General features: G+C 64.4%; 13 protein-coding genes. 10 read left to right on the top strand and 3 right to left on the bottom strand.

Going from position 1 to position 12659, the window contains the following annotated elements:
* Window positions 1–413 precede the first annotated feature (413 nt).
* A complete protein-coding gene (locus tag AC6I6L_RS02195; RefSeq protein ID WP_497916077.1) occupies window positions 414–932 on the bottom strand; it encodes a nicotinamide-nucleotide adenylyltransferase in 519 nt (172 codons plus the stop codon).
* A 337-nt stretch (window positions 933–1269) separates the two neighbouring features.
* On the opposite strand from AC6I6L_RS02195, the gene lonB reads away from it, so the two are divergent.
* From lonB to AC6I6L_RS02210, 3 genes are read left to right on the top strand one after another with little or no spacing between them, the layout of a single operon-like run.
* Window positions 1270–3474, top strand: coding sequence for an ATP-dependent protease LonB (gene lonB, locus AC6I6L_RS02200; RefSeq protein ID WP_497916078.1), 2205 nt, complete (start codon window positions 1270–1272; stop codon window positions 3472–3474).
* Window positions 3475–4548: a CPBP family intramembrane glutamic endopeptidase gene (locus tag AC6I6L_RS02205; RefSeq protein ID WP_497916079.1), complete on the top strand. Its 1074-nt coding sequence runs from the start codon at window positions 3475–3477 to the stop codon at window positions 4546–4548. It abuts the gene before it with no gap.
* A gap of 25 nt (window positions 4549–4573) precedes the next feature.
* Window positions 4574–4918: a hypothetical protein gene (locus tag AC6I6L_RS02210; RefSeq protein WP_497916080.1), complete on the top strand. Its 345-nt coding sequence runs from the start codon at window positions 4574–4576 to the stop codon at window positions 4916–4918.
* Window positions 4919–4995: 77 nt separating this feature from the next.
* Here AC6I6L_RS02210 and AC6I6L_RS02215 read toward each other — a convergent pair whose 3' ends face one another.
* On the bottom strand, window positions 4996–5466 hold the full coding sequence (locus tag AC6I6L_RS02215; RefSeq protein ID WP_497916081.1) for a methylated-DNA--[protein]-cysteine S-methyltransferase: 471 nt from the start codon (window positions 5464–5466) through the stop codon (window positions 4996–4998).
* Window positions 5467–5580: 114 nt separating this feature from the next.
* Here AC6I6L_RS02215 and trpC point away from each other — a divergent pair, with 114 nt between their 5' ends.
* The 5 genes from trpC (at window position 5581) to AC6I6L_RS02240 (ending at window position 10294) form a co-directional block, all read left to right on the top strand.
* Complete coding sequence (gene trpC / locus AC6I6L_RS02220) at window positions 5581–6399, top strand: indole-3-glycerol phosphate synthase (protein ID WP_497916082.1); 819 nt, start codon at window positions 5581–5583, stop codon at window positions 6397–6399.
* The gene (gene trpB / locus AC6I6L_RS02225; RefSeq protein ID WP_497916083.1) at window positions 6396–7655 is read left to right on the top strand and encodes a tryptophan synthase subunit beta; all 1260 of its coding nucleotides are present in this window, start codon (window positions 6396–6398) and stop codon (window positions 7653–7655) included. The genes trpC and trpB overlap by 4 nt, the downstream gene beginning before the upstream one ends.
* Entirely contained in the window at window positions 7652–8671 is a 1020-nt protein-coding gene (gene trpA, locus AC6I6L_RS02230) for a tryptophan synthase subunit alpha (protein ID WP_497916084.1), read from the top strand. The genes trpB and trpA overlap by 4 nt, the downstream gene beginning before the upstream one ends.
* Window positions 8672–8695: 24 nt before the next feature.
* Window positions 8696–9496, top strand: coding sequence for a 2-amino-3,7-dideoxy-D-threo-hept-6-ulosonate synthase (locus tag AC6I6L_RS02235; protein ID WP_497916085.1), 801 nt, complete (start codon window positions 8696–8698; stop codon window positions 9494–9496).
* Window positions 9497–9676: 180 nt separating this feature from the next.
* The gene (locus AC6I6L_RS02240) at window positions 9677–10294 is read left to right on the top strand and encodes a poly-gamma-glutamate hydrolase family protein (protein ID WP_497916086.1); all 618 of its coding nucleotides are present in this window, start codon (window positions 9677–9679) and stop codon (window positions 10292–10294) included.
* Here the strand turns inward: AC6I6L_RS02240 and AC6I6L_RS02245 are convergent.
* Window positions 10284–11273 carry a phosphorylase family protein gene (locus tag AC6I6L_RS02245; protein WP_497916087.1) on the bottom strand — a complete coding sequence of 330 codons (990 nt, stop codon included), beginning with the start codon at window positions 11271–11273 and terminating at the stop codon, window positions 10284–10286. The two genes, AC6I6L_RS02240 and AC6I6L_RS02245, sit on opposite strands and share 11 nt — an antisense overlap.
* A gap of 110 nt (window positions 11274–11383) precedes the next feature.
* Between AC6I6L_RS02245 and AC6I6L_RS02250 the strand changes: the two genes are divergently transcribed.
* Both AC6I6L_RS02250 and AC6I6L_RS02255 read left to right on the top strand, forming a co-directional pair.
* A complete protein-coding gene (locus AC6I6L_RS02250) occupies window positions 11384–11953 on the top strand; it encodes a SprT family zinc-dependent metalloprotease (protein ID WP_497916088.1) in 570 nt (189 codons plus the stop codon).
* A 149-nt stretch (window positions 11954–12102) separates the two neighbouring features.
* Window positions 12103–12645: a hypothetical protein gene (locus AC6I6L_RS02255; RefSeq protein WP_497916089.1), complete on the top strand. Its 543-nt coding sequence runs from the start codon at window positions 12103–12105 to the stop codon at window positions 12643–12645.
* The last annotated feature ends 14 nt before the right edge of the window (window positions 12646–12659 follow it).

Below are 12659 nucleotides of genomic sequence, written 5' to 3' on the forward strand. Positions count from 1 at the left end.
GTCGGCTGGAATTACCACCCGAACGCTCGCTGCGTCAGTGAGGGTCGGTCGCTCCACCACGACCCGACAACACCGGTCTCACCACGCCAAAGACATGGGTTTCGAGAGGCGTCGATTCCTTGCAACTGCGAGCAGTTGCTTCGAATGGATGTCTTCAATCCACGTCGCAACTGTACTCACCAATACGGTGGAAAATATCATATATATTACAATATTCGGCCTCGGGGTCGAGTGGTTCAAGAATCGAAGATTCTCGTCATCACGGAAGACACAGTCTTCCGAACGATCCCGAGGCACTCTCGCTGTCTCTCTGTAGGTTTTCCTCAGCAATGCGTTGGTGTAGATTTGGCCCAGCAATGCGTGACGAGAACGTCGAAACCCGAGAGTATCGGGACCGATCGCGGGAGGGTAGTTTACTCGCCGTTCGAATCCGACTCGTTGACCATCTGGATGCGCTCGATCCCGCCAGTTTCCTCGACCACGTTGGCGACGGGTTCGGGGACGAGTGACTCCCAGTCGCCGTCGTGGATCATCCGCTCACGGACCTCCGATCCCTCGAGGACTTCCCGGTTGAACATCGGTGACTGACGCACGTCGATGTCGGCTTCGCGAAACAGCTGAATCACCAGCGGGTTATTCGAGTACGCAGTGTCGAAATCGGGACTCATACTCTGGACGTGGCTCACCCACACCGAGTTTCGCTCTAAATCTTCGATCGGGACGGCGTACGTGACGAGGTCGTAGTCGACGAGCGACTTCGTGATCATCATAATCCGTTCGCCCGCCGTGAACGGATTCTTGGTCGTGTGCGAGTCGTCGGCGCTGCCGATCCCCAGAACGAGCTCGTCAACCTCGTCGGCGATCTGCTCGACCATTCGCAGGTGGCCGTTGTGGAAGGGCTGAAATCGACCAATATAGAACCCCCGTGTCATGGCTCATACTGCTCGCGGCGTTCGCTTAAGCGTGACGTTACGGTCTCTGGGCCACGGACGACGTGGGATCGCCGTCGATCGTCCGTCGACGGTCGGATATTTCGAGCGCCGCTGACTCGCGGTCCACCGATCGACGATGCGGACGGCAGGTGGTCCCGGTGAGCGGCGCGGTCGATCCATCATTCGCGCAAAAACGTTCTGTAGAGAAAACCAATCTGTCGAGCTGTATCCGTCCTGCGGGCGCTGTACCTGTCGGTATCAGCCATTGACACCATCCTCCGCATGGAGAAAGTATATCAGTGGCAATCCCTTCGAATCAGGTACTGAACAGAGTTCTATGAGCAACGATACGAACGTTGACGACCCTCCCGAAGACGCCGCTGACGCTGCTTCGAGCGAGGAGCAATCCTCCGAGCAGTCCCACGACCAGCGGAGTCAGGGAGATCGGTCGCCATCCGAGACGGCGGGCGACCATCACGACGACGCCGGTGACTCGATCGGGCAGTTCGATCCAGACGGGGTGTCGGACGCAGACGAAGACGTCGATGCCGACGCTGATCGGGACGAGGCCGACGAGATCGAAACTGTCGAGGACCTCGGCAGCGAGGTCGAGGTCGATCCGGGCGTCGAGGTCGACGATGAACACGCCGAGGACGACTTGCTCGGTGGGCTTCAGATCGAGACGACCGAAGATATCGAGGTCCCCGACCGGCTCGTCGACCAGGTTATCGGACAGGACGAGGCTCGTGACATCATCATCAAAGCCGCAAAGCAACGGCGGCACGTGATGATGATCGGCTCTCCGGGCACCGGGAAATCGATGCTGGCGAAAGCGATGAGCCAGCTGCTGCCCCAGGAGGACCTTCAGGACGTCCTCGTCTATCACAACCCGGACGACGGGAACGCGCCGAAGGTGCGGACCGTTCCCGCAGGCAAGGGCGAACAGATCATCGACGCTCACAAGGAAGAAGCCCGCAAGCGCAACCAGATGCGATCGATCCTGATGTGGATCATCATCGCGATCATCATCGGGTACGCGATTCTCACGACCAACATCTTGCTGGGGATCCTCGCGGCCGGTATCGTCTGGCTGATCTTCCGCTACACCTCCCGCGGCACGGACGCGATGGTGCCGAACATGATCGTCGACAACGGCGAGCAGCGCACCGCGCCATTCGAGGACGCGACCGGTGCCCACGCCGGCGCACTGCTGGGCGACGTCCGCCACGACCCGTTCCAGTCCGGCGGCATGGAGACGCCGAGTCACGATCGGGTCGAACCCGGTTCGATCCACAAATCGAACAAGGGCGTGCTGTTCGTCGACGAGATCAACACGCTCGACGTCCGCACCCAACAGAAGCTGATGACGGCGATTCAGGAAGGCGAGTTCGCCATCACCGGCCAGTCCGAGCGCTCCTCGGGCGCGATGGTCCAGACCGAACCCGTCCCCTGTGACTTCATCATGATCGCTGCGGGGAACTTGGACGCGATGGAGAACATGCACCCCGCACTCCGGAACCGCGTCAAGGGATACGGGTACGAGGTCTACATGGAGGACACCATCGAGGACACCGCCGAGATGCGCCGGAAGTACGCTCGGTTCGTCTCCCAGGAGGTCGAACGCGACGGCCGACTCCCCCACTTCACGCGCGACGCCGTCGAGGAACTCATCCTCGAGGCCAAGCGTCGATCGGGTCGGAAGAACCACCTGACGCTGCACTTCCGTACCCTCGGCGGACTCGTCCGCGTCGCCGGCGACATCGCTCGCTCTGAAGACCGCGAGACCACGACCCGCGAGGACGTTCTCGAAGCGAAAGGTCGATCGCGATCGATCGAGCAGCAACTGGCCGACGACTACATCGAACGGCGCAAGGACTACGAGCTCCAGATCGCAGAAGGCGGCGTCGAGGGCCGCGTCAACGGTCTCGCCGTCATGGGCGAAGACAGCGGGATTATGCTGCCCGTGATGGCCGAAATCGCGCCCGCGCAGGGTCAAGGACAGGTCATCGCCACGGGCCAACTCAAAGAGATGGCCGAGGAGTCCGTCCAGAACGTCTCCGCGATCATCAAGAAGTTCTCCGACGTGAACCTCTCGGAGAAGGACATTCACATCCAGTTCGTTCAGGCAGGCGAGGGTGGCGTCGACGGGGACTCCGCCTCCATTACGGTCGCGACGGCCGTTATTTCGGCGCTCGAGGACATCCCGGTCGACCAGACCGTCGCCATGACCGGCTCGCTCTCCGTTCGCGGGGACGTGCTCCCGGTCGGCGGCGTCACTCACAAGATCGAAGCCGCCGCCAAGGCCGGCTGCGAACGGGTCATCATCCCCAAAGCCAACGAGCAGGACGTGATGATCGAAGACGAGTACGAGGAGATGATCGAGATCATCCCCTGTGCGAACATCAGTGAAGTGCTCGACGTGGCGCTGATGGGCGAACCGAAGAAGGATTCGCTCGTCGATCGACTCAAGCAGATCACCGGCTCGGCGCTCGATCAGAGCGCCGTCGGCTCGGCAGGCGGGTCGAACCCGAGTCCACAATAAATGCCCCAGTGGGCGACGTTCGCCGGGATTACGGGCGTCGTCCTCGTGCTGTTACTCGTTTTATCGCATCTCACGGAGTCAGCGTTTACCGACGAGACCGACGACGATCCTTCACCGGCTGATACGTCTGACGACGATTCTCACTCGCGAGACAGGACGTACGGCGACCCGGTCGACGACGCTGAGGACCCCGATGACCCTGTAGACCCCGACGACTCCGGCAGGCCTGACAAGCCGATCGACGGCGACCCCGATTCGCGGCGCGACCAGACCGGCGGGTCGCGGATCGATTCCGAGATCCGCTCACCGTTCCCAGCGCAGTCTCCACGATCGGAGGGCGCAGACCGATCGACCGAGACAGACCGAGTCGCACCTGCAGAGACGTACTCGTCCGAGACCGCTCGGGAGCGGCTCCCGTCTGACCCGGCAGGGCCTCTCACCCGCGATCGAGGGATGGATCCGGAATCGCTGTCGACGGGGATGGTGCTCGCGAACGTCGCGGCGTCACAGGGGCTGTTCGCCTTCGTCTTGATCGGTGCGGTGATCTACACCGGCATCCCTGCGGATGCGCTCGGAATCGAGTTCTCGCGATCGTACGTAGAGACTGGCTTGCTCTGGGGGACGGCGTTCGGAATCGTGCTCTACGCTGCAAACGAGATCGGTGCGGCCGCGGCGACCCGGCTCGGGTTCGAGCACGACGAGGGCCTGCGGGAACTGCTGGCTCCGGACTCGGTTCGGGGCTGGCTGGTGTTGCTAATCGGTGTCTTACCACTCATCGCGTTCTTCGAGGAACTCCTCTTTCGGGCGGCGCTGATCGGTGTCCTGTCGGCCGGTTTCGGCATTGATCCGTGGCTGCTCGCGGTCGCCTCTTCGTTCGCGTTCGCGCTGGGCCACGGGATACAGGGGACGGTCGGAATCGTCGTCACGGGGCTGCTCGGGTTCGTCCTCGCGGCGGGCTACATTCTCACGGGGAGTTTCCTCGTGGTGGTCGTCGCCCACTACTGGATCAACGCTCTCGAGTTCGTCGTCCACGAGGGATTCGAATTCGACTGGGCAGAAATCATAGAAAGCTAAGAGTCGGGCGTTCCTCCTGAGCGATATGACAACCCTCGAGGACGCGCCCCCGCTGGTGTATCGAACGATCGTCTCCGGTGTCGTCGCCTACTTTCTGGTACTCGCGTACGCCACGTTCTCCGGCGATATGCTCGCCTGGGCCGTCGCTGACGCGATGTTCGGCCTGATCGCTCTCGGCGTCGGCGCAGCCCTCTATTATCAGTCGTCTCGAACGCTCGACCCGATCACTGCCGCGGCAACCTGTCTGATGGTCGGCGGCTTTACGCAACTGTTCGCGGTGGTTGCTGGTGCGCCGGAGATGGATCTGGTTGCGTCGGTAACCGTGTTCCTCGGGATCGGACTCTACGTCTACGCAATCTACGTCCAGTAACCCGAAAACGCGATTTCCGTTCAGTAACTCGAGACGCAGCGGGTCGACAGCATCCGTTTTTCGACCGATACGTCCGGTCACAGCCCCTCGATCGATCGAAGCTTCTGTTCGACCGTTGGCGGTGCGGCACTCGGCCCGTCCCGCACGCGGTGGTCCGGGAGCACGATCGGGGCCGGATTTTCGTCGAGGGCGGTGCGGACGAGCGTGAGGTCGTCGCGGTCCTCGGGATCGAGTTCGGGCGTCATCCGGGCGAGCGTTTTGACGTCGACCTGTTCGCCGTAGGGAATCCCGCGAAGCTGTTCGAGGATGGCGCGCTGGTCCGTCGGCACGGTCAGTGCAACCTGCACGTCGTCGAAGGCGACCGCCTCGAGTCCGTCGAGATACTCGAAAATTCGATCGAGTACGGGATGGTCGGACTCGGCGTCTGCCGTCGGGGTCGCAGGGAACGAAACGCGCAGGACGCGCCCGCTTGCCGCCCCAACCTGTACGTACCGATCGAGATACGTCGATTCCCGTTCGTAGATACCCGCGTCGGTAACCTCCTCCATGGCTACCCGAAGGAAGGGAGTCCTTGAATATCCGCCGGTCCAAGCGTCAGTTCAGCTCGCTGGCACGTCGATGGCGCAAGCCTTATGTACATATGAGTACGTCGATGTACAATAATGAACTCTAAAACGGAGGTCGCGCCCGCCGTGGCGTCGATTCTCGCGGCCGCGCGGGAACGATCGGCCGCGGGCCACGATCGCGTTGCGGTGACGGCGCGATCGCTCCCGGACGCGCTCGAACGCGCCGAATCGACCGGTCGCGTTCCGGTGGTCGCGGAAGTGAAACCGACGAGTCCGACCGCTGCGGGAACGCGCGACGACGATCCCGTCGAGTTGGCCGAGGCGATGATCGACGGCGGCGCGGCGGCGATCTCGGTACTCACCGAGCCGTCGCACTTTGGCGGTTCGCCCGAGGCGCTGACTCGCGTTCGCGATGCCGTCGACGTGCCGGTGCTCCGGAAGGATTTCATCCTTCGCGAGGAGCAACTGGACGTCGTCGAGGCCGATCTCGTCTTGCTCATCGTACGCTTCGTGGACGATCTCGAGGAACTGCTCGCCGCCGCGCACGATCGCGGCTTTCAGCCCCTCGTCGAGGTCCACGATCGCGAGGAACTCGAGACGGCGATCGAGGCGGGAGCCGAGATCATCGGCGTGAACAATCGCGACTTGGCCAGACTCGAGGTCGATCTCGGGACGTTCGAGGGAGTCTCACCCCATGCGCCGGACGACGTGACCCTGATCGCCGAAAGCGGCGTCTCGACGCCCGCGGACGTCCGGCGGATGCGCGAAGCCGGTGCCGACGCCCTGCTGGTCGGCAGCGCGATCATGGACCACGGCGAGGCAGACAGCGACGTACGCGAGAACACGCGGCGACTGACGCAGGCGGAGTCGAACGGCGACAGAGAGACGAACACAGAAACCGAGGACGACACATGAGCACGAGTGAACACGACCGAGAGCGAGACAGTGAGAGTACGTTCGGTGAGTACGGCGGTCAGTACGTTCCTGAAGCGCTGATGCCCGCGGTACAGGAACTCGAAGACGCCTACGAACGGTACGTTCTCGCCAACGAGGACGGCTTCATGGACGACTTTCGCGGTCGAATGCGGGATTTCGGCGGCCGCCCGACGCCTCTGCAGCGCGCCGATCGACTGAGCGATCGGTACGATCGCGAAATCTACCTCAAACGCGAGGACCTGCTCCACGGCGGGGCCCATAAGCTGAACAACGCGCTCGGACAGGTGCTGCTCGCGAAGTACATGGGCAAAGAGCGCATCATCGCCGAAACCGGGGCTGGCCAGCACGGGACCGCGACGGCGATGGCCGCGGCCCATCTCGATATGCCCTGTGAGATCTACATGGGCCGGACGGACATCAACCGCCAGCGGCCGAACGTCTACCGGATGCGGATGAATGGAGCCGAGGTGAACCCAGTTACGGCGGGGTCGGGAACGCTGAAAGAGGCGATCAACGAGACGATGCGCGACTGGGCGACGACCGTCGAGACGACCCACTACGTGATCGGGAGCATCGTCGGCCCGCATCCATTCCCGAAACTGGTCCGGGACTTCCAGGCGGTAATCGGGAAGGAAGCTCGCGACCAAATTCGGGAGAAGGCGGGACGGCTCCCGGACAGTGTCGTCGCCTGTGCGGGCGGCGGCTCGAATACGATGGGGACGTTCCACGCCTTCGTGCCGGACACCGACGTCGATCTCGTCGCTGTCGAAGCCGGCGGCTCGAGTCTCGAGATCGACGAGGAAAACGCGATCGCGCCGAACTCCGCGACGCTCTCGACGGGGACCGACGGCGTGCTCCACGGCGCGATGACGAAACTCCTCCAGAGCGGCGACGGCCAGATCATGGAATCACACAGCGTCAGCGCGGGCCTCGACTACGCCGGCGTCGGCCCGGAACTCTCCCACCTCGTCGCGACGGACCGCGTGCGGCCGGTTAGCGTCGACGACGACGCCGCACTCAACGGCTTTCACCGACTCTCGAACCTCGAGGGGATCATCCCGGCACTGGAGTCGAGTCACGCGTTGGGATTCCTCGAGAACGCACACGAGGAGCTGGGAGATCTCGTCGTCGTCAACGTCTCCGGACGCGGGGATAAGGACCTCGAGACGGTCTTAGAGGAGACCGAGAAACGCGATCTCGAGGCCGCGCCGGACGTGGAGGTGTTCGACCAGTGAGTCCCGAACCCGACGCCAGTTCGGCGGTCGACAGCGAGATCGAGGCCGCAATCCGCGAGAATCACCCCGCGCTCATCACGTACATCACCGCGGGCGATCCATCGCTCGAAGACACGAAAGCGTACGTCGAGGCGCTCGATCGCGGCGGCTCTGACCTGATCGAACTCGGCCTGCCGTTCTCGGAGCCGATCGCGGAGGGACCGACGATCCAGGCGGCGATCAACCGTGCACTCGACGCCGGGACGACCCCCGAGGGATTCTTCGAACTCGTCGACGACCTCGAGACCGAGGCACCGCTGCTGGTGATGACGTACTACAATATGATCTTGCAGTATGGGGGAAGCGAGGCGCCACGCGCCTCGGACAGTCGAGTAGCGAGGGACTCGGAGAGTCCCTCGAACCGTGCGAGCGGGCCGGAAACCCGCGAGCAGACCGTGAAACCGCGAGACAAGCCGGACGTACGGCCGTTCGTCGAACGGGCCGCCGAGGCCGGCCTCTCGGGGATTATCGTCCCCGATTTGCCCGCAGAGGAGTCTGAACCACTGCGCGAGGCCTGTGACGAGCACGGCCTCGATCTCGTCTTCATCGTCGCGCCGACGACCGAGGGCGATCGACTCGACCAGATTATGTCGCAGGTCTCCGGCTTCGCCTACGTCCAGGCCAGACTCGGAACGACCGGTGCGCGATCGAACGTCTCCGGGGCGACCCACGAGAGTCTCGCACGGCTCTCGGCGTACGACGTGCCGAAAGCGGTCGGGTTCGGCGTCAGTACCGGCGAACAGGCCGCAGAGATCATCGAGGCGGGAGCCGACGGTGTGATCGTCGGTAGCGCGCTCGTCGACATCATCGCTGAGCACAGCTCAGCGGGCTCTGAGTCGGACTCCCAGAACAAAGCCGAACACGGCGAGGGCGACGCCCCCGCGGCCGCCGATCTGGAGGCCAAGGCGGCCGAACTCAAACGCGGCGCGGTTCGCGGTGGCGGTCGCGAAGAGACGCCGGAACCGGAACATCAATAACGGCAAGCTTGCTAGACATCCGCAATGACTACATCCACAGGAATCGACGCACGACTCGATCGGATCGGTACAGACGGCTCGTACATGATCATCCCGATGGACCACGGGATCACGATGGGTGCCGTCAAGGGACTCAAAGACATCGAAGCGACCATCGACGGGGTCACCCGCGGCGGGGCCGACGCCGTCCTCACACAGAAAGGAATCGCCCCCCGCGTCCACGACAACAAGAATGGCAAGGGCTACATCGTCCATCTCAACGCCTCGACGACGATCGGTCCGGACGAACAGGACAAGCGAATGACTGGCACCGTCGAGGAGGCGATCGCGGTCGGCGCTGACGCGGTCTCCTTCCACATCAACGTCGGCTCGAACTACGAACCCGACCAGATTACGCAGCTCTCGGAAGTCACCGCAACTGCGAGCCGCTTCGGGATGCCGGTGCTGGCGATGGCCTACGCCCGCGGCCCGGGCGTCGACTCGGCGGACTCGGAGGCGCTCGGCCACGCGGTCCGCTTGGCCGAAGAGGTCGGGGCCGACATCGTCAAAACGGGCTACAGCGGCGACGCGGAGAGCTTCCAGCACGTCATCGAATCGACGCGGCTGCCGGTCGTCATCGCCGGTGGCTCGCGCGGAACCGATCGAGAAACCGTCGAAATGGTCCGCGGCGCGGTCGACGCCGGCGGCGCGGGAATCTCCATGGGGCGATCGATCTTCCAGCACGACGACCCAGAGGCGATCGCAACGGCGGTCTCCGGCGTCATCCACGACGATCTCGATACCGAGGAAGCGCTGACGAAGGCAGGCCTGGCGATCGAGGCCTGAACTCCGAAGCCACTCGCGGCGTCGTACGCTTTGCTGGTCGCGTTCTCTCGACGGGCGACGCGACCTCCCCGGGTTCGCGTGGAACCTCCGCCTCGTCGTCGCGTCTTCCGAGAGTCGCCGGCACGGCCTCTGTCTCGCGCCGACCAAGGGTTATTCTGACGGAGTACCTACCCTCTCGACGTGACGCGATCGTATCGAACGCGAGTTCTGGAGCGAACCGAGACGGGACAGCTTACGGAGTTGCTGTACGACGATGGCGCTACCGACGAGATCCTCGTCTGTGCGGCCCACGGCGGGCGGATCGAACCGGGAACCGCCGAACAGGCCGTTTCCCTCACCGCCCGCCTGCCGACGGCCAGTTGCTGGGCCTGTCTCGGCTACGACGAGGTCCACAGCGAGTTCGACCTGTGGCATCCGCCCTCGTCGGCGTTCTCGCCCGAAGAGTACCCCCTGCTCGATGAGATTGCCGACCGCGGCTTCGAGACCGTCATCAGCGTCCACGGACTGGCCGACGATCGGGTTCTCGTCGGCGGCGCGATCGACGGGGAGATCAAGCGACAGGTGGTCGATCGACTCGCAGGCGAGGTTTCAGACCCCGTCGAGGCGGTCGACGGCGGTCCCTACGGCGGCGTCAGTCCGGACAACTTCGTCAACTGGCTCGCCGCCGCCAATCGAGGCGGCCTGCAACTCGAACTGAGTGCCCGCGCCCGGAGCAGTGAGACCGACGCCGTGGTCTCCGCGATCGAATCGCTGGTTCGCGACGGTGTTTTGCAACCTCCTGCCGGGGCTACCGGCTGATCCCGAGCGGGTCCGTCTCTATCAGTCCCTCGACGACGGCCGACCCGACCCGCTCGGCGTTGTCGATCGCCAGCGCGAGACTCGCCTCGGTGCCGTCGAAACTCTCTTCGACTGACTCGCCGGGTGCCGACCGATCGTAGTTCGCGATCGCTCGGACGCTCAGGTAGCGACCTACCAGCCCGAAGCGTTCGAGGGCAGTCACCGTCGCGGCATCTTCCATCTGGGTCGTCGCGTAGGGTGCAACCCCGTACTGCTCGCAGAGCCACTCGACCTCGCGTGCGTACCGGGGACCGTGCCAGAACTCGTCGCCCGTCACCGTCGTCCCCGAGGTGACGACCGGTCCCGATACCGGCGCGTCGGGATACTCGGTCTGGTAGGCGCGCGCCGCCGGATCGTCTCCGAGATCGACCTCGCGGGCCGCCTCGGTGGCGGTCTCGACGATCCGTTCGTCAACGTGCCAGACGTAGTCTCTGGGGCGGTAATTGAGGAGGGCGATCGACCGGTCGACGCGAGACTCGTTCCTCTCTGGGTTATCGTTGCCCCCAGCCGCCTGCTGGCGATCCCAGCGGTGTTTCCGGTCCCAGTCGACGATCGCGTCCGCGAGAACCACCGAGCCGAGCGGGGCCGTAGTCGGCGCTGCGCCGCCGATTCCGGCCGAGACGACGTACGCGGATTCGAGATCGATTGCGGGCGATCCGAACAGTGCGGCCGTCGTCGTCGCGGCGTCGCTCTTGCCGATTCCGGTCGTCGTGATCGCGACGCGCTCGGCGGTGAGATACAGCGGGGTTTCGAGTCCCGGAACCGCGAGCGCGTCGACGATCTCGTGGCGATCGAGCCAGGGTCCGCGTTCGTCGAGCGGCGGTTCCGCGACGGCGGGGAGAACCAGCGCAGACGGGCGAATCGGCTCGTCGGGGTCGGGTTCGCGGGGTTCCGGAAGCGGAGAATCGGCCATGCCCGATCGATCGTTGCGGGCGCGCATATGGCCACCGGGATCGTCGCGGGCGTACAAATGGGCTATCGGAGTCGTCCGGCGCAGTTCGGCTCGAACGAACCGGAAGAATTTCGGGCGCAGTATTCGTTTCACGAATCGTGACGGACGGGACGTACACGATCGACGACGAGATCGTCGCGCGGGCTCGCATTCACGCCCGGGAGGTCGTTTCAGACGCCGACCTCGCTGTCGACCTGGACGCCGTCGAGTGGGCGGTCTCGTCACGAGCGCGTCGTCGTGCCGGCGCATGCCGATTTCACCGCGATCGTGAGATGGTTACGATCGTCCTCGCTCGACGGGCCTACGAGACCTACGACTGGCCGGAGTTCGCGGCGATCGTCAGACACGAACTCGTCCACGCCTGGGAGTTCCTGCGTTTTGGCGAGTCGGGCCACGGGCCGCGCTTTCGGGAGCGGGCAGCGGCCCTCGACGCCCCTCGGCACTGTCGATCCTTCGCGGAGCCGCGGTACGTGCTCAGGTGTCGAAACGAGGGGTGTGACTGGGAGGCGACGCGCCATCGCGCCTCGAAACCGGTGAAATCGCCCGATCGATACCGCTGTGGGATCTGTGGCGAGGGGTACGAAGTCCAACACACCGACAGCGGCCGGACGTGGACGACTGCGGGCGGCTACGGCGGAGCGAAGGCGGCGCTGGGCGAGGAGTGGTAGCGGGTCCGCGCCGGAGCCGCCACCTTTCGAATCGGCGGTTCGTCGATCGCCACCGTCCAACCGTCGACGGGAACACGGGCAGACAGGTCGGAGACGGGTCGACGAGTCGTGTACGGAACACTTATTCGGCCGTCGCTTACAGCCCCACTATGGGACTACTCGATCTGATGCTGGGGAACTCGTCGCCGGGAGACGGCGCATCGATGGCCGACTCGATCGTCCTCGCACAGGACACCCACGCGTTCGTCTACCCGGTCGCCGTCCGTCGATCGGAGATCGAGGCGCTCGAGGAGGCGCTCGCCGCCCTCGACTCCGCGCCGTCGATCGACGCGAATCGGGACCAACTGGCCGAGCTGGTTGCGGGCTTTGGCGACGACGTCGACGTCGACGTCGACGACCTCGTCGAACAGGGTCAGGCGGCACAGCGAGCGGTCGAGCGACTGGTCGACGCGTGGGGCGAACAGATTCCGGCCGATCGAGAGCTGGGCGTCGTCTACCTGCCGGTCGGTGCCGAGGAGGACGTTCGTGCGTTCCTCACGCGCTGTAAGCGTCGCAGCGACCACGACCACGACGAGTTCGAACTGCCCGAGAGCTTCGCCGCTGTCGTCTCGCTGCTGGCCCGTCTCGAGGACGCGACCGACAGCCAGTACCGTGCAGTCGTTCACACCGATCTCCTGCCCGCAACCCGGTGACGGCGGCGGGGCGA

Source organism: Halosolutus sp. DAT137 (genome assembly GCF_059736405.1).

Bases quoted from the DNA above. Each gene is read 5' to 3' on its own strand.
- AC6I6L_RS02195 (WP_497916077.1), bottom strand. From the start codon at position 932: ATGACACGGGGGTTCTATATTGGTCGATTTCAGCCCTTCCACAACGGC.
- lonB (WP_497916078.1), top strand. From the start codon at position 1,270: ATGAGCAACGATACGAACGTTGACGACCCTCCCGAAGACGCCGCTGAC.
- AC6I6L_RS02205 (WP_497916079.1), top strand. From the start codon at position 3,475: ATGCCCCAGTGGGCGACGTTCGCCGGGATTACGGGCGTCGTCCTCGTG.
- AC6I6L_RS02210 (WP_497916080.1), top strand. From the start codon at position 4,574: ATGACAACCCTCGAGGACGCGCCCCCGCTGGTGTATCGAACGATCGTC.
- AC6I6L_RS02215 (WP_497916081.1), bottom strand. From the start codon at position 5,466: ATGGAGGAGGTTACCGACGCGGGTATCTACGAACGGGAATCGACGTAT.
- trpC (WP_497916082.1), top strand. From the start codon at position 5,581: ATGAACTCTAAAACGGAGGTCGCGCCCGCCGTGGCGTCGATTCTCGCG.
- trpB (WP_497916083.1), top strand. From the start codon at position 6,396: ATGAGCACGAGTGAACACGACCGAGAGCGAGACAGTGAGAGTACGTTC.
- AC6I6L_RS02235 (WP_497916085.1), top strand. From the start codon at position 8,696: ATGACTACATCCACAGGAATCGACGCACGACTCGATCGGATCGGTACA.
- AC6I6L_RS02245 (WP_497916087.1), bottom strand. From the start codon at position 11,273: ATGCGCGCCCGCAACGATCGATCGGGCATGGCCGATTCTCCGCTTCCG.
- AC6I6L_RS02255 (WP_497916089.1), top strand. From the start codon at position 12,103: ATGGGACTACTCGATCTGATGCTGGGGAACTCGTCGCCGGGAGACGGC.